Raw genomic sequence first — 16,132 nt, 5'->3', positions numbered from 1 at the left:
CCAGTCATCTGGCGGCTTTTTTATCGCCGCGAGTGGAGCAGTAATCGCAAAAGTGGTATAACAAATATAGTCTGCCGTATCATGCCTGGAGCGCATATGGAAATCACCGAACCACGACGTTTGTACCAACAACTTGCAGCTGATCTGAAAGAACGCATTGAGCAAGGCGTCTATCTGGTGGGTGACAAACTCCCTGCCGAGCGCTTTATCGCCGATGAAAAAAATGTCAGCCGTACCGTGGTTCGTGAAGCAATTATCATGCTCGAGGTAGAGGGTTACGTTGAGGTACGCAAAGGATCGGGGATCCACGTCATTTCCAACCAACCCAGACATTATGTTGCGCCAGATGAAAACCTGGAATTTGCCAGCTACGGTCCTTTCGAGCTGCTCCAGGCGCGTCAGCTCATTGAGAGTAACATTGCCGAGTTTGCTGCCACCCAGGTGACCAAACAGGACATCATGAAGCTGATGGAGATTCAGGAGAAATCACGAAACGAAAAAAGCTTTCGTGACTCCGAGTGGGATCTCCAGTTCCATGTGCAGGTCGCCCTGGCAACGCAGAACTCGGCTCTGGCCGCGATTGTTGAAAAAATGTGGACTCAGCGCATTCATAACCCCTACTGGAAGAAACTGCACGACCACATCGACCTGCGCACGGTTGATAACTGGTGTGATGACCATGACCAGATCCTTCGGGCGCTGATTCGCAAAGATCCTCATGCCGCCAAACTGGCGATGTGGCAGCATCTTGAGAACACGAAGCAGATGCTGTTTAACGAAACCAGCGATGATTTTGAGTTCAATGCGGACCGTTATCTATTTACCGAAAATCCGGTCGTTCATCTCGATACAGCGGCTAACAGCGCAAAATAAACAATCTTATCAATGCAGGCGCGACCACGCGCCTGTTTCTGACACTTGGTAAGCATTAGGTATAAAATGTCAGCCTGTGTAAATCCTCTCGCCACCCTCCATTGCGATAAGCAAAATCACAGTTCAACAACCGTAATTTCTATAACGGACTACGTTGACCTTTGTTACAATTAGATGCTGTTTGAATTTTTGTGTTTAAGAGCTTGCTAACTTCACAACTTTACAGGGAATAGTTCAGGCCGTGAATTTGTATCAAACCGCGAGTCATGTAAAAAATATTAATAAAATCGTGGTGTTACAAAAACCAGAAAACCGGCATGACGACAACCGATTCTCCAGGAATATTGAATGGAACTACTGACTCAATTACTAAATGCTTTATGGGCTCAGGATTTTGAAACGCTGGCCAATCCTTCCATGATTGGCATGCTCTATTTTGTACTCTTTACCATTTTGTTTCTGGAAAACGGACTGCTGCCAGCAGCCTTTTTACCTGGCGACAGTTTGCTGGTACTGGTCGGCGTACTTATTGCCAAAGGCGCAATGGGTTTTCCGCAAACGGTGCTACTACTCACCACCGCAGCCAGCCTCGGTTGCTGGCTCAGCTATATACAAGGTCGATGGTTGGGCAATACCCGCACAGTGCAAAACTGGTTATCTCATCTTCCTGCACATTACCATCAGCGTGCGCATCATCTGTTCCATAAGCATGGCTTGTCTGCGCTGCTGGTCGGTCGCTTTATCGCGTTTGTCAGAACATTACTGCCGACCATCGCAGGATTGTCCGGCCTGAACAATGCGCGCTTTCAGTTCTTCAACTGGATGAGCGGACTGCTTTGGGTCCTTATTCTCACATCGCTGGGCTATCTGCTGGGCAAAACACCGGTGTTTCTCAAATATGAAGATCAGCTGATGTCTTGCCTGATGCTGCTTCCTGTGGTGTTACTGGTGTTTGGTCTGGCAGGTTCACTGGTTGTTCTTTGGAAAAAGAAATACGGGAACCGAGGGTAAATTATGCTGAAATCATGCATAACGCTCCGACGACTTGCCTGGTCCACCACTTTTATGTTGTTCATCGGCGCGTTGCTCCTGACCTGGTCGGTCATTCGCCAGCAGGAGTCAACGCTTGCCATTCGCGCCGTAAACCAGGGAGCCAGCATGCCTGATGGCTTCTCTATCTGGCATCACCTGGATGCCAACGGCATTCGTTTTAAAAGCATCACTCCGCAAAATGACGCCCTGCTGATTACCTTTGATTCCAGTGCGCAGAGCGCAGCGGCAAAAGTCGTACTGGATCGAACGTTACCGCACGGTTTCGTTATCGCTCAGCAGGATGATAATAATCAGGCGGTTCAGTGGTTATCCCGCTTACGTGAGACCCCACACCGTTTTGGTTAATTTCCAGGAATCTGAATTAGATCACTCACTTTGGTGATTTCACCGTTTAGCGCCTATGATTAATAAACTGGGTTTATGACCCAACGCTTTATTATTCTGGAGCATCGACCCTAAACGAAGAGGTCGAATCACAATGGAAGGTTCAAGAATGAAATACCGCATCGCTTTGGCAATTAGCCTTTTCGCTCTCAGTGCCGGCAGCTACGCCACCACCCTCTGTCAGGAAAAAGAACAAGACATTCAGCGGGAGATTAGCTATGCCGAAAAACACAACAATCAGAGCCGTATCAATGGGCTGAACAAAGCGCTGAGCGAAGTCAGAGCAAACTGTACTGACAGCAAACTGCGCGCTAACCATCAGAAAAAGATCGCCGAGCAGAAAAATGAGATTGCCGAGCGTCAACGTGACTTAGCCGAAGCTAAGCAAAAAGGCGATGCGGATAAGGTAGCAAAGCGTGAACACAAGCTTGCTGAAGCTCAGCAAGAGCTAAAAGAACTCGAGACCCGCGATTACTAAGTACGGTAACTAGCCACTCAACTGGAGAAAACTATGTCGAAAGATAATGCTACGGAAAACCTGCGCGCTGAGCTGAAATCTCTTGCGGATACGCTTGAAGAAGTACTTAGCTCCTCTGGCGATAAGTCGAAGGAAGAGATGAGTAAAATTCGCAGCAAAGCCGAACACGCGCTGCGCGAGAGCCGCCATCGTCTGAGTGAAACCAGCGATGTGATTGCCAAACAGACCCGTGAGGCCGCGGCTAAAGCCGATAACTACGTGCGCGAAAACCCATGGACAGGCGTCGGCATTGGCGCTGCAGTCGGTGTGGTGCTTGGTGTACTGCTGTCGCGCCGTTAACAATGGCTGATTCTCAACACGCACAAGGTCCAGGCAAAGGCGTACTGGGTATTGGACAGCGGATCCTGACGATTCTCGTTGAGATCGTAGAAACACGGCTGCGGCTGGCCGTCGTTGAGCTGGAAGAGGAAAAAGCCAATCTCATCCAGATCCTGCTGATGCTTGGGCTGACTATGCTGTTCGCTGCGTTTGGCCTGATGAGCCTGATGGTGCTTATCATCTGGGCTATTGACCCTCAATACCGCCTGAACGCCATGATTGCCACCACCGTTGTGCTGTTGCTGTTAGCGCTGATTGGCGGGATATGGACGCTGCGTAAAGCACGTAAAACAACGCTGCTACGCCATACACGCCAGGAACTCGCTAATGACAGGCAAGCCCTGGAGGATGATGCATAATGAGCAGCAAAGTCGAACGTCAAAAGCGTAAGGCGCAACTGCTTGGACAGATCCAGCAGCAACGGCTGGATCTGTCTGCTACTCGCCGCGACTGGCTGGAAGCCACCGAGGTCTACGATCGTGGCTGGAAGACGCTACTGAACCTGCGTGGCTGGGTGTTGGTCGGGAGCAGTATTATGGCGGTTCGCACCATCCGCAACCCGAATCTGCTGGTACGCTGGGCTAAGCGCGGCTTTAGCGTCTGGAGTATCTGGCGTCTGGTGAAATCGACCATCAGACAGCAGCAACTGCGCGGCTAATCCTTTCCTTACCCCCAACCTCAAAAATTTTGAAAAATACTGACAGTTTTCCTTGCTAACAATTCTCATTAAGCACGTTTATGATTCTCTCCATCGACAGCAACGACGCGCTCTGCAGCGTCGATGCACAAAAAAACACAATAAGCCGCCTGAGTGGTTTCCTGGAGAGTATGATGAAGAAATTAGAAGATGTTGGTGTACTGGTAGCGCGCATTCTGATGCCAATCCTGTTTATTACCGCAGGTTGGGGAAAAATCACCGGATATGCGGGTACCCAACAGTACATGGAAGCCATGGGCGTCCCAGGATTTATGCTGCCGCTGGTGATTCTGCTTGAGTTTGGCGGCGGTCTGGCAATTCTGTTCGGTTTCCTGACCCGTACAACCGCGCTGTTCACCGCAGGCTTCACATTGCTGACGGCGTTCCTCTTCCACAGCAACTTTGCGGAAGGTGTGAACTCTCTGATGTTCATGAAAAACCTGACCATCGCAGGCGGTTTCCTGCTGCTGGCTATCACCGGTCCAGGCGCATTTAGTATTGACCGCGTGCTGAATAAAAAGTGGTAATCAAACTATACTGAACACATCAAAAAGCGAGGAGATATCTCCTCGCTTTTGCTATCTGAGGAGGCGAAAATCATGGGACAACTGATTGACGGCGTCTGGCATGACACCTGGTACGATACCAAATCAACCGGTGGAAAATTTCAACGTTCTGCATCGGCTTTCCGTAACTGGCTCACCGCGGATGGCGCGCCTGGCCCGACCGGTGAAGGTGGCTTTGCTGCCGAAAAAGACCGCTATCATCTGTACGTTTCTCTGGCCTGTCCGTGGGCGCATCGCACGCTGATTTTGCGCAAACTCAAAGGGCTGGAACCGTTTATTTCCGTTTCTGTTGTGCATCCGCTGATGCTGGAAAACGGCTGGACCTTTGACGATAACTTCCCGGCGGCAACCGGCGATACCCTGTATCAACACGAATTTCTTTATCAGCTCTATTTACACGCCGATCCGCACTACAGCGGTCGGGTCACCGTTCCGGTGCTGTGGGATAAAAAGAACCACACCATTGTCAGCAACGAATCTGCAGAAATCATCCGCATGTTTAACACCGCGTTTGATGCGCTGGGCGCGAAAGCCGGAGATTACTATCCCCCTGCCCTGCAAAGCAAAATCGACGAGCTGAACGGCTGGATTTATGACAACGTTAATAACGGCGTGTATAAAGCCGGATTTGCCACCAGTCAGGAAGCCTACGACGACGCCGTGGATAACGTCTTTCAATCTCTGGCACGACTGGAGCAGATCCTTGGGCAACATCGCTACCTGACCGGCGACCAGCTAACCGAGGCCGACATTCGCCTGTGGACCACGCTGGTACGCTTTGATCCCGTGTATGTCACCCACTTCAAGTGCGACAAACACCGGATTAGCGACTATCTGAACCTGTACGGTTTCCTGCGTGATATCTACCAGATGCCGGGTATTGCGGAAACCGTCAATTTCGATCATATCCGCAATCACTACTTCCGTAGCCACAAAACCATTAACCCGACCGGCATTATTTCTGTTGGGCCGTGGCAGGACCTCAACGAACCTCATGGGCGTGACGAGCGTTTCGCATGATATACACGGGTCCACTTTGGGGTTAGGCCGATTAGTTAAGCATGTATGGCGAACATGTGATTTTTGCTCAGGGTTCCGTTCACCTCAGCTGTGTCATTTCTCTGAAACGCCGTTACCCGTGAACGTGCAAGGGAGGCTCACCGCCGCCTCCCTTGCAACCCAGGCTCCCGGCGGGAAAATCGTCGCTACGCGATTCATTCGTCTTATGCCGTCTGCCTGTCGGGTCGGGGCCGAGCCTGCATCCTTGCAGGCCGTCCCCTCTGCCCGCATCCCTGCGGGCAGACCCGGTCAGCCGTCAACGACTCATCGATTTTCAGCCGGACATGGGTCATCGCTTCAACTCTCGGACTTTCAGTTAAATCTCTTATGCTGTTCAGACATATTCAAATAAAAATACCGGTGGTCAGGCGTGGCTGGTCCGGCTGAAAATTGCCGACGTGTTTCCGTAAGGCCGGGAGAACCCGCAGGGATGCGGGTTCAGGGCGCCCTTTACAGGGACGTTACATCGCGCCCGGCCCGAAAGCCTGAAGGAAAAAGCGGAGGGAACCACGAAGTGGCAATTTTCCCGCCGGGAGCCGGGATTGTAAAGGGCGTGGCGGAGAACGCCCTTTACACGTTCACATGAACCAATGCTTAAGAGAAGCGATGAACATAAGGTGAACGGAACCCTTTCTCTGAGAGTGCATATTCATTACTCCCGCCAACACAGGTTGATACTTTCTGAAACTGAGGCGTTCACTGATAAGTATTACCCATCAGAGGACCAAATAATTAACACTGCAAATATTTACCATCATTTCATTCACAGCTATTCTTAATTTGATTACTTTAAAAACAAGTAATTGAATGCAGAACGAGGCAAAAATGGATTGGTATTTAAACGTATTAAAGAATTACTTTGGTTTTGGTGGCCGCGCGCGTCGTAAAGAATACTGGATGTTTGTGCTGGTCAACATCATCTTCACATTCGTGCTGGGTATTCTGGACAGAATGTTTGGCTGGGAGCGAGCCGGTGGAGAAGGCATATTAACGACGATTTACGGGGTTCTGGTCTTTATTCCGTGGTGGGCGGTACAGTTCCGGCGTTTACATGACACCGATCGTTCAGCCTGGTGGCTACTGGTGCTGCTGATCCCGATCGTAGGCTGGCTGGTGATCATCATTTTCAACTGTCAAAACGGGACTCAGGGGAGCAACCGCTTCGGGCCCGATCCCAAACAGTTATCCTGACGTAGCATATGTAGATGCCTGATGGCGCTGCGCTTATCAGGCCTACAACATACTCCGTCATCCAGGCCGGATAAGGTGCTTCGCACCGCATCCGGCGTAACAGTCAGGCTATTTACCCGCAAACAGCTTGGGGATTTCCCGCAGACACCAGGATTTCGCCTCGCCCATGCTGTCACGACGCCAGGCCATAATAATATCTATCTCGCTTGTCGATTCCGGACTAACGACCCGCAGCCGACCAGCCGCAATATCCTCTTCCACCAGTGGGTACGGCATCGTCGCCACGCCAAGTCCTGCCAACAGCGCCTGACGTTTATCTTCTATCGTACTCACCGTCAGACGCGGCTGCTTATCCAGCAGTTGAACCGTCAGCACCGGACGTTCACGGGCGGTATCCGCCACCGCGATCCCACGGTATTTAACGCGGGTGACTTCCGATAACGGTTCCGGCTCCTGATGGATGGGATGATCCGGGGCCGCTACATAGACGTTCATCAGCGAGTACAGCTTGCGCGAGTTGATTTCTGAGGATGAGCGAAAATGCATATCCGGCGCAATCACGATATCCGCCCGCCCCTGCTCAAGACGCTCCCACGCCCCGGCCAGAACTTCGGTAATAACGGAAAGCTGGGTATTGGCCTTCCCGGCAAGCCTGTCGATCAGCGGGAAAAACGCCGCCGTCGGCACCAGCGCTTCGGTAACGATAGTCAGATGCGTTTCCCAACCGCGAGCCAATGCTTCGGCATCGGTAGTCAGTTTATCCGCAGCTTCCAGCAGTACGCGCCCGCGCTCCAGCAACATACGCCCAACGTTAGTAAATTTTGTGCGGTGGCCTGAGCGGTCAAACAGCACCACGTCCAGCTCTTCCTCCAGCTTCTGCATGGTATAGCTAAGTGCGGAAGGAACGCGTCCCAGTTCGTCTGCCGCAGCAGCAAAACTACCGCGTCTGTCTATTGCGTCCATGACGCGTAACGCTTCAAGCGTTAAAGCCCTTTCTTTGGCCATCTCGTTCTCATTCAGGAAATTTGAACATACCGGGCAGAATATCTGGCTAACAATGCAGCGTCTAGCCATTTAACATAAAAGGAAGTAAAGAGAGGTCAAGAACTATGATTACTACCCGTACAGCCAAACAATGCGGGCAAGCAGACTACGGCTGGCTGCAGGCCCGTTATACCTTCTCCTTTGGACACTATTTTGATCCTAAACTGCTGGGTTATGCCTCGCTGCGTGTTCTGAACCAGGAAGTTCTGGCACCGGGAGCCTCTTTCCAGCCACGGACCTATCCGAAGGTGGATATCGTCAATCTGATCCTCGAAGGGGAAGCGGAGTACCGAGACAGCGAAGGCAACCATATCAAGGCCAAAGCAGGTGAAGTTTTGCTGCTCGCGACACAGCCCGGGATTAGCTATAGCGAACACAATATCAGCAAAGACAAACCGTTAACCCGGATGCAGCTCTGGCTGGACGCCTGCCCACAGCGTGAAAACGCCTGTGTACAGAAAGCCACGCTGAGCACCGGTAAGCATCAGCTGCTGGCCTCGCCGGACGGTGAACAAGGCAGCCTGCATCTGCGCCAACAGGTATGGGTGCACCACGTTGAGCTGCAGCAAGGTGAATCGTTGAGTTTTCAGTTACATGGGCCGCGGGCTTACTTACAGTCGATTCACGGCAGATTCCATGCGGTGACGTCTGGCGCCGAAAAAGAAGCACTCACCTGTGGCGATGGGGCATTTATTCGTGACGAAACTAACATAACGTTAGTCGCCGATACCCCGCTGCGCGCTTTGCTGATAGATTTGCCCGTATAGTCAGGGAAAACAATGGAGTACGACTATTGAGCAAGAAATCATCAAAAAAACGCCAGCCTCAGGTTGAGCCGAAAAAACAGGAAACAGTTACCTTCGGCTATGAAGAAATGCTGACAGAGCTGGAAGCGATTGTGGCCGATGCCGAACTACGGCTGGAAGACGAAGAAGCCGCCTGAACAGGCGGCTTAGACTTATGCCGGGTGGCGCCAACGGCTTACCCGGCCTACAGATTAATGTGCCTTACTGACCATGATCTCAATAATCTGCTTGTCGGTTTCCTGCATCGAACGACACGCCAGCGCGCACAGGTTAGCGATAGATTGTTCCACGTTATGCGCCACAATCCCTTCGTTGCCGGTTACAGCAGTATCATCCAGCGCCATTAGTACCGCTTTCCACGCCGCGGAAGCACTGGTTGAGACTTTCATCGCGCAGCTGTTTGAAGCGCCATCGCATATCATTCCGCTCACGTCACCAATCATGCTGCTGATCGCCATCGCGATGGTGTTGTAGCGACCATCTACGATCCATGCCATCCCCGCAGCTGCCCCCATCGCCGCCGTAGTTGCCGCACACAGTGCAGACAAACGCGGAAGCTGATGATGGATGTAGATAGCGCTAAGATGAGACAACATTAGCGCACGTGCCATTTTCTCCTCATCCGCGCCAAAGTGCTCGGCCACCACCATCACCGGAACAGTCGCGGTAATGCCCTGATTACCGGAGCCGGAGTTGCTCATGGCCGGCAGCGTCGCCCCGCCCATTCGCGCATCCGATGCCGCACTGGTGCGGATCAGAATAGAGGTAGAGAGATCGTTCGCCAGCAGGCCACGCGCACACTGCTTCTCAAGCGTGGTTCCGATGTGCAAACCCCAGTTACCGCGCAGCCCTTCCTGAGACAGCGCACCGTTCAGTTTTGCCGCATCGAGAATGAAGCGGATTGACTCAAACGGTACCGCGTTCACGAACGCCAGAATCTCTTCCAGCGAGGTGTGAGACAGTACCGCCAGCGGCGACTCCTGTTCCTCTTCCTGAGCATTCTGTTCTGTGGTGAACACTACGCCCTTATTGGTCTCGATGTGCACAATGTTGGTATGACCGCCCACAATCGTCACGCACGCCCATCCTTCAGCGCTGTAAACCTTCGCGCGGGAAAAGAGGATGTCCTCGCAAGGCTCCTGCAGCATCACCGCAACCTTGCCAGCGCTCAGCATCGCTTTCGCATCGACGATCGCTTGTGGTGACGCATCTTTCAGTACCTCTAAACCGGCACGGGCATTTCCCCCCAGCGCACCCAGCGCCGCCGCGACAGGTAACCCGACCATTCCGGTACCCGGCACGGTAACGCCCATGCCGTTTTTCATCAGGTTCGGTGAGACCCACGCGTCAATGCGTTCAACCGCGCCGTCCAGCTCAGAGGATGCAACCGCCGCAGCCAGAGCCAGAGAGATAGGTTCTGTACAGCCCAACGCAGGCTTAACTTCTTCCTGCACCGCGCGGATAAAACTATCCCATAATGGATTCAATGTAGTCTCAAACATAACAACAACCTTTGCTCAAATATCTCAGGAAAATGCCAGGAACGGAGAAACGCACAACAGCAGGCCCGTGAAAATAATCAGATACAGGGAAGCGCCTTTGTATTTGTGCAGTGCAGGAACTTTGTAGACTAGCCAGGCCGGGATCAGACAACCCACCATGCCGAAGATAGGGCTACAAATAGAGGTGAAGCTCAGCACCGGCGCGTTGAGCACAATTGCGCTCCAGGCCAGCAGGATGGCAAAAATCATAATGCCGCGCTGAACAAAGGTTTCGTTGATTTTCTCAGCCGGCATATAGCGGCGCAGAATGTTCATCACGATCCCTTGAGTCGCTTCACGGAAACCTAAGTAGACACCGAAGAAAGCGGTCATAACGGCGAAAATGTTCAGAATAACGCTGACGATTTTCACCCAGCCAGCACCCGCACCATTGATAAATTGCGCGGCAATCGCCAGAGCGGAAATGTTCTGCTCATAAGCTTTAACCGCTTCGTCGTGGCCCATCGCCAACGTGAAGGAAACGGCGTAGAAAAAGACGGTAACAAACAGAATACCAAACGCGATGTTCATAGCACGCAGGGCTTTATGGCGCGCTACTTCGATGGATTTGTTGCGTGAACGGTATGAGATAACCATCGGGCTTAAGGTCTGAATAAACAGAATCGAGGTCAGCGTAAACGGCAGAGTGATGATCGCATTTTTGATCAGCAGCGCCATCGGCGGCAGTGAACCCGCGTTATGCAGATGCCACATCCCTACCATCGACACGCCAAGCGCTGCCACAACCAGCAGCTTGGTCATTACCATGCCGGTGGAGATTTTAAACAGCATTTGTTCCCCGCGTGACGAGATAGCCACCAGGATGCAAATCAGTACCAGGCCATAGAACGGGCTGTCGGACAGTAAACCTTCCGTCACACCAAACGTGTGCAGATAGGAGGCACTGTCATTGGTGATGGCGGTGGAATAAACGAACATCCAGATAACCAGCATCACAAAATACAACGCACCTAACAGGATGCCCCAGTTCTTACCCAGATAGCCGCTGATCACGCTCGGGTAGTCTTTACACTCTGGGGACTCAGCCAGCGTGTTGATAAACAGACGCTGGAACAGGTACATGGCTGGGTAGCCGATGATAGAGGAGAGCAAGAACACCCACAGCCCCATCAATCCTACCTGGACAGGAAGAAAAACAATCCCCGCGCCAATTGCCATACCGATACTCATAATGACCCAGCCGGTGTCCGTGCTGTCGAACTTAATGGCTTCACGCCATTCGCTTTCGGTCATTCCCGCCCGACGTGCCGGAGCAGATGCGTCGAGTATTACGCTACTATTCGTTGCCGTTTCCATAATTTCCCGCTCAATGTGTAGGTAGAGGTTTTTATATTTTTTTCGTACTGCATCAATGCGATACGCAGTACTTAGGTGCAGGTGAGCTATTGGAGTAATGAAGAAATCATACGCGCAGGATCAGAGAAAAACTTCACAAACAAACCCCTGTAGTTTCTAAAAGTTAAGAAATATTTTCTCTTTTATATACACATTTAGGATTTAAATTCTATTTTTGAAGCAGATCACAACAAAAAAATGTGCGCCAAAGTGCTAATGCTCATCAGTTAACACCTCACCTTCTGCGTTTTTTGTTAAAACAGCAAAACAGATTTAACTGGAAGTCAGAGGGTTGAAGCGATGACCCCGGTCCGGCTGAAAATCGATGAGGCGTTGACGGCTGACCGGGACTGCCCGCAGGGATGCGGGCAGAGGGGACGGCCTGCATGGATGCAGGCTCGGCCCCGACCCGACAGGCAGACGGAATAAGACGAATAGCTCGCGCAGCGACGATTTTCCCGCCGGGAGCCTGGGATGCAAGGGAGGCGGCGGTGCTTACGCCTTATCCGGCCTACAAACGCACCCTTTCATCTCAGGTACAAACCACTTTAATCGCCAGACCACCGCGTGACGTTTCGCGGTATTTGTCGTTCATATCTTTGCCCGTTTCATACATGGTCTCGATCACTTTATCGAGCGAAACGCGTGGCTCAGATGTGCGACGTAGCGCCATGCGTGCGGCGTTGACGGCTTTTACCGCGTTGATCGCATTACGTTCAATGCAAGGTATTTGCACCTGTCCAGCAACCGGATCGCAGGTCAGCCCCAGGTTATGCTCCATGGCGATTTCTGCCGCAATACAAACCTGCGACGGGCTACCGCCGAGCAACTCGGTCAGCCCGGCTGCCGCCATTGAACAGGCTACGCCAATTTCACCCTGACAGCCGACTTCGGCACCAGAAATAGAGGCGTTCATCTTATACAGCGCCCCTATCGCCCCCGCGGCCAGCAAGTAACGGGCAATGGAGTTTGCATTCACCGGACGGCGGAACTTGTCGTAATAGGCCAATACGGCAGGGATAATTCCACATGCGCCGTTGGTCGGTGCCGTCACAACCCGGCATCCGGCGGCGTTTTCTTCGCTCACGGCCAGCGCGAACATGTTGATCCAGTCAATAACGTTCATCGGGTCGCTGGACAGGTTATCGCTGGAAACCAGCAACCGGCGTAATGCCACGGCGCGGCGCGGGACGTTCAATGGACCCGGCAGGACGCCTTCGGTGTTCATGCCACGCTCAATGCCGGCGTGCATGACGTCCCAGATGGCGGCAAAACCAGCATCGATTTCTTCTTTGCTACGCATCGCCAGTTCGTTCTGCATCATCAGACCGGAAACGGATAGCCCGTTGCGCTCGCACAGTTTCAGCAGTTCGCTGGCGGAATGAAAATTGTAGGGCACGTGTGCTTCAACATCATGCGCCTGACCAAATTGCTCCTCTTCAACGATAAAACCACCGCCGACGGAGTAATAGGTTTTGCTTAATAGCGTCTCGGTGCCGTTCCATGCGGTGATACGCATGCCATTTTCATGGCGCGGCAGCGTTTCGGCGTGAAAGAGGATATTTTTGTCTGGGGAGAAATCGACAATATGCGTGCCCTCTGCAACCGGTAAACGTCCGGTACGGGCCACTTCCTGAGTAAAACCAGCGATAGAGTCTATATTAACGTTTTGCGGACTGTTACCGGCCAGTCCCATCATGATGGCGACATCTGTCGCATGACCTTTTCCGGTCAGGGAAAGCGATCCATAAAGATCGACCACAATATGCGTAGCCTTGGGGAGTTCCCCGCTGCTGACCAACAGATCGATAAAGCTTTTACCTGCGTTCATTGGCCCCACGGTATGGGAGCTGGAAGGTCCAATGCCAATCTTAAAAATATCGAATGCGCTAATCATATCCACACCCTCGGATTGCCGTTCAGTGAAGACCAGGTTTCACACTCATTAAGGATCGGGGCGATCCTGAGATCGCCCCGCAAGGGATTACAGCGTGTCGCCACGTACGGCGATGGCTTCAATCTCCAGTTTCACATCCTTTGGTAAGCGGGCGACCTGCACGCAACTGCGCGTGGGGTAGATTGCCTTATGCTCATCAAAGAACTGCTGGTACACCTGATTAATGGTGGCGAAGTCGTTCAGGTCAGAAACGAAAACGGTCGTCTTCACGATATCGCTCACTTTCAAACCTGCGGACTCGACGATCGCTTTCACGTTTTCCAGGCTTTGACGCGCCTGATCGGCCACGTTTTCAGCCACTTCACCGGTCTGTGGACACACCGGGATTTGACCTGACGTCAACACCATGCTGCCCAGATCCACACCCTGTACGTAAGGCCCAATCGCCCCTGGCGCACATTCGGTTGCAATTACTTTTCTCATAGTCCCTCCGGCGTCAGAGCGCCTGGGTGAAAGTACGTGAAATAACATCCTGCTGCTGTTCGCGGGTCAGCGCGTTGAAGCGCACCGCATAACCAGACACGCGGATCGTCAGGTTCGGATAGTTTTCCGGGTGCTCAATGGCATCCATCAACATTTCACGGTTCATAACGTTAACGTTTAGATGCTGCCCGCCTTCCACATGTGCTTCATGGTGGAAGTAACCGTCCAGCAGACCGACCAGGTTGGTTTTACGCACTCCATCCTCTTTGCCCAGCGCTGCCGGCACAATGGAGAAGGTGTACGAGATACCGTCTTTGGCATAGGTGAACGGCAGTTTGGCAACCGAGGTTAACGACGCCACCGCACCTTTACGATCGCGGCCGTGCATCGGGTTCGCCCCTGGCGCAAACGGCGTACCTGCGCGACGTCCGTCCGGCGTATTACCGGTTTTCTGTCCGTACACCACGTTGGAGGTAATGGTCAGAATGGACTGCGTCGGCACCGCGTTACGGTAGGTTGGCAACACCTTAATTTTCTTCATAAAGCGTTCAACCAAGTCGCAGGCAATGCTGTCTACGCGCTCGTCGTTGTTACCGTATTGCGGATAGTCGCCTTCGATTTCGAAATCAACTGCCAGACCATTTTCATCACGAATCGGTTTCACGCGAGCGTATTTGATAGCCGACAGAGAATCCGCCGCCACGGACAGACCCGCCATACCACAGGCCATCGTGCGATAGACATCACGATCGTGCAGCGCCATCAGCGAAGCTTCGTAGCTGTACTTGTCGTGCATGTAGTGGATGATGTTCAACGCGCTGATGTACTGCACGGCCAGCCAGTCCATAAAGTGGTCCAGGCTCTCCATCACCGTGTCGTAGTCCAACACGTCATCCATCAGCGGTGCCGTTTTCGGCCCGACCTGGATTTTCAGCTTCTCATCCACGCCGCCGTTGATTGCATACAGCAACGTTTTGGCGAGGTTGGCACGCGCCCCGAAGAACTGCATTTGCTTGCCGATAACCATCGGGCTGACGCAGCAGGCAATGGCATAGTCATCGCTGTCAAAGTCGGCACGCATCAGATCGTCGTTTTCATACTGCAAAGACGAAGTGATGATAGACACCTGGGCGGCGTACTTTTTGAAGGCTATCGGTAGCTGCTCAGACCACAGCACCGTCAGGTTCGGCTCAGGTGCCGGGCCCATGGTGTGTAGCGTATGCAGGTAGCGGAACGAGTTTTTGGTCACCAGCGTGCGGCCATCCAGTCCCATACCGCCGATAACTTCGGTCGCCCAGATTGGGTCGCCTGAGAACAGGGTGTCGAATTCCGGCGTACGCAGGAAGCGCACCATACGGATCTTCATAATGAAGTGGTCGATCAGCTCCTGCGCCTGCTGCTCGTTTAAAATTCCCGCTTTGAAATCGCGCTCAATGTAGATGTCGAGGAACGATGCGGTACGGCCCAGCGACATAGCACCACCGTTCTGAGATTTCACCGCAGCCAGGTAAGCAAAGTACACCCACTGCACCGCTTCCTGCGCATTACGCGCCGGACGGGAAATATCGCAGCCGTATTTCGCCGCCATTTCCTGCATTTGCAGCAGGGCGCGACGGTGTTCAGACAGCTCTTCGCGCAGACGAATCGTGGCTTCAAGATTCTGGCCCCACTCCAGGTTCGACTGGAGATCGGCAAACTGCAGTTCACGCTCACGCACCAGATAGCGGATACCGTACAGCGCGACGCGGCGGTAATCACCGATGATACGACCACGACCGTAACCATCCGGCAGACCGGTCAGCACGCCGGATTTACGGCAGCGCAGCATATCCGGAGAGTAGGCATCGAATACGCCCTGGTTATGGGTTTTACGCAGTTCAGTAAACTGGTATTCAAAATCAGCATCCATCTCACGACCATAAGCATCAAAAGAGCTTTTGATCATGTTGATGCCGCCAAACGGATGCAGAGCACGCTTGAGCGGCTTATCCGTTTGCAGACCGACGATTTTTTCCAGTTCTTGTTCAATATAACCCGCATCATGCGCGGTTATCGTGGTAGCAATATTGGTATCGAAATCAACCGGCGCGTGCGTCGAGTTTTCAATACGGATGCCCGCCATGACTTTTTCCCACAATGCAGTGGTCGCAGGCGTTGCTTCGGCGAGGAAAGATTCATCCCCTTCATAAGGCGTATAGTTGTGCTGAATAAAATCACGGACATTAATTTCTTCTTTCCAGTCCGTACCTTTAAAGCCATTCCAGGCTTCGGCATACAGCATATCGCTGGTATCGATATTTACCTTCATGAAAAATAATCTCTCTGC

At 52.5% G+C, this 16,132-nt stretch carries 18 protein-coding genes; 12 read left to right on the top strand and 6 right to left on the bottom strand.

Annotated features, from left to right (window positions below; translation table 11 throughout):
• Positions 1-96 precede the first annotated feature (96 nt).
• From exuR to GHC22_RS02930, 10 genes are all read left to right on the top strand, one after another.
• Positions 97-873 carry a transcriptional regulator ExuR gene (exuR, locus tag GHC22_RS02975; protein ID WP_003828559.1) on the top strand — a complete coding sequence of 259 codons (777 nt, stop codon included), beginning with the start codon at positions 97-99 and terminating at the stop codon, positions 871-873.
• Between the two features lie 348 nt (positions 874-1,221).
• Positions 1,222-1,884: a DedA family general envelope maintenance protein YqjA gene (gene yqjA / locus GHC22_RS02970; RefSeq protein ID WP_003828561.1), complete on the top strand. Its 663-nt coding sequence runs from the start codon at positions 1,222-1,224 to the stop codon at positions 1,882-1,884.
• An 18-nt stretch (positions 1,885-1,902) separates the two neighbouring features.
• Positions 1,903-2,271, top strand: coding sequence for an EnvZ/OmpR regulon moderator MzrA (mzrA, locus tag GHC22_RS02965; RefSeq protein ID WP_162623447.1), 369 nt, complete (start codon positions 1,903-1,905; stop codon positions 2,269-2,271).
• 148 nt (positions 2,272-2,419) lie between these two features.
• Complete coding sequence (locus tag GHC22_RS02960; RefSeq protein ID WP_032941739.1) at positions 2,420-2,788, top strand: DUF1090 domain-containing protein; 369 nt, start codon at positions 2,420-2,422, stop codon at positions 2,786-2,788.
• Between the two features lie 33 nt (positions 2,789-2,821).
• Entirely contained in the window at positions 2,822-3,127 is a 306-nt protein-coding gene (locus GHC22_RS02955) for a YqjD family protein (RefSeq protein WP_003024832.1), read from the top strand.
• 2 nt (positions 3,128-3,129) lie between these two features.
• On the top strand, positions 3,130-3,525 hold the full coding sequence (locus GHC22_RS02950) for a phage holin family protein (protein ID WP_003828567.1): 396 nt from the start codon (positions 3,130-3,132) through the stop codon (positions 3,523-3,525).
• Positions 3,525-3,824, top strand: coding sequence for a YqjK-like family protein (locus tag GHC22_RS02945; protein ID WP_003828569.1), 300 nt, complete (start codon positions 3,525-3,527; stop codon positions 3,822-3,824). Before GHC22_RS02950 ends, GHC22_RS02945 begins: the two co-directional genes overlap by 1 nt.
• A gap of 173 nt (positions 3,825-3,997) precedes the next feature.
• Positions 3,998-4,390: a DoxX family protein gene (locus GHC22_RS02940; RefSeq protein ID WP_003024847.1), complete on the top strand. Its 393-nt coding sequence runs from the start codon at positions 3,998-4,000 to the stop codon at positions 4,388-4,390.
• A 72-nt stretch (positions 4,391-4,462) separates the two neighbouring features.
• Positions 4,463-5,449 (top strand): glutathionyl-hydroquinone reductase YqjG, encoded by a 987-nt coding sequence (yqjG, locus tag GHC22_RS02935; protein ID WP_008785878.1) that lies wholly within the window; start codon positions 4,463-4,465, stop codon positions 5,447-5,449.
• A gap of 864 nt (positions 5,450-6,313) precedes the next feature.
• Complete coding sequence (locus GHC22_RS02930) at positions 6,314-6,679, top strand: DUF805 domain-containing protein (protein WP_008785879.1); 366 nt, start codon at positions 6,314-6,316, stop codon at positions 6,677-6,679.
• A gap of 108 nt (positions 6,680-6,787) precedes the next feature.
• On the opposite strand, the gene yhaJ is transcribed toward GHC22_RS02930, so the two are convergent.
• On the bottom strand, positions 6,788-7,684 hold the full coding sequence (gene yhaJ / locus GHC22_RS02925; protein ID WP_003024855.1) for a DNA-binding transcriptional regulator YhaJ: 897 nt from the start codon (positions 7,682-7,684) through the stop codon (positions 6,788-6,790).
• Between the two features lie 104 nt (positions 7,685-7,788).
• Between yhaJ and GHC22_RS02920 the strand changes: the two genes are divergently transcribed.
• Complete coding sequence (locus tag GHC22_RS02920) at positions 7,789-8,490, top strand: pirin family protein (RefSeq protein ID WP_060683154.1); 702 nt, start codon at positions 7,789-7,791, stop codon at positions 8,488-8,490.
• A 26-nt stretch (positions 8,491-8,516) separates the two neighbouring features.
• Positions 8,517-8,666 carry a hypothetical protein gene (locus GHC22_RS02915; protein ID WP_003828578.1) on the top strand — a complete coding sequence of 50 codons (150 nt, stop codon included), beginning with the start codon at positions 8,517-8,519 and terminating at the stop codon, positions 8,664-8,666.
• A 54-nt stretch (positions 8,667-8,720) separates the two neighbouring features.
• On the opposite strand, the gene GHC22_RS02910 is transcribed toward GHC22_RS02915, so the two are convergent.
• From GHC22_RS02910 to pflB, 5 genes are all read right to left on the bottom strand, one after another.
• Entirely contained in the window at positions 8,721-10,031 is a 1,311-nt protein-coding gene (locus tag GHC22_RS02910; RefSeq protein ID WP_153752170.1) for a serine dehydratase subunit alpha family protein, read from the bottom strand.
• Between the two features lie 24 nt (positions 10,032-10,055).
• Positions 10,056-11,387: an amino acid permease gene (locus tag GHC22_RS02905; protein WP_020996346.1), complete on the bottom strand. Its 1,332-nt coding sequence runs from the start codon at positions 11,385-11,387 to the stop codon at positions 10,056-10,058.
• A 571-nt stretch (positions 11,388-11,958) separates the two neighbouring features.
• Positions 11,959-13,323 carry an L-serine ammonia-lyase gene (gene tdcG / locus GHC22_RS02900; RefSeq protein ID WP_008785882.1) on the bottom strand — a complete coding sequence of 455 codons (1,365 nt, stop codon included), beginning with the start codon at positions 13,321-13,323 and terminating at the stop codon, positions 11,959-11,961.
• An 87-nt stretch (positions 13,324-13,410) separates the two neighbouring features.
• On the bottom strand, positions 13,411-13,806 hold the full coding sequence (locus GHC22_RS02895; RefSeq protein WP_003828585.1) for an enamine/imine deaminase: 396 nt from the start codon (positions 13,804-13,806) through the stop codon (positions 13,411-13,413).
• Between the two features lie 13 nt (positions 13,807-13,819).
• The gene (gene pflB, locus GHC22_RS02890) at positions 13,820-16,114 is read right to left on the bottom strand and encodes a formate C-acetyltransferase (RefSeq protein WP_043017750.1); all 2,295 of its coding nucleotides are present in this window, start codon (positions 16,112-16,114) and stop codon (positions 13,820-13,822) included.
• Between the last annotated feature and the right edge of the window lie 18 nt (positions 16,115-16,132).

The sequence above is a fragment of the Citrobacter sp. H12-3-2 genome (genome assembly GCF_009649895.1).
Lineage (GTDB): Bacteria > Pseudomonadota > Gammaproteobacteria > Enterobacterales > Enterobacteriaceae > Citrobacter > Citrobacter portucalensis.
This window is presented reverse-complemented; position numbering and strand designations above follow the sequence as displayed.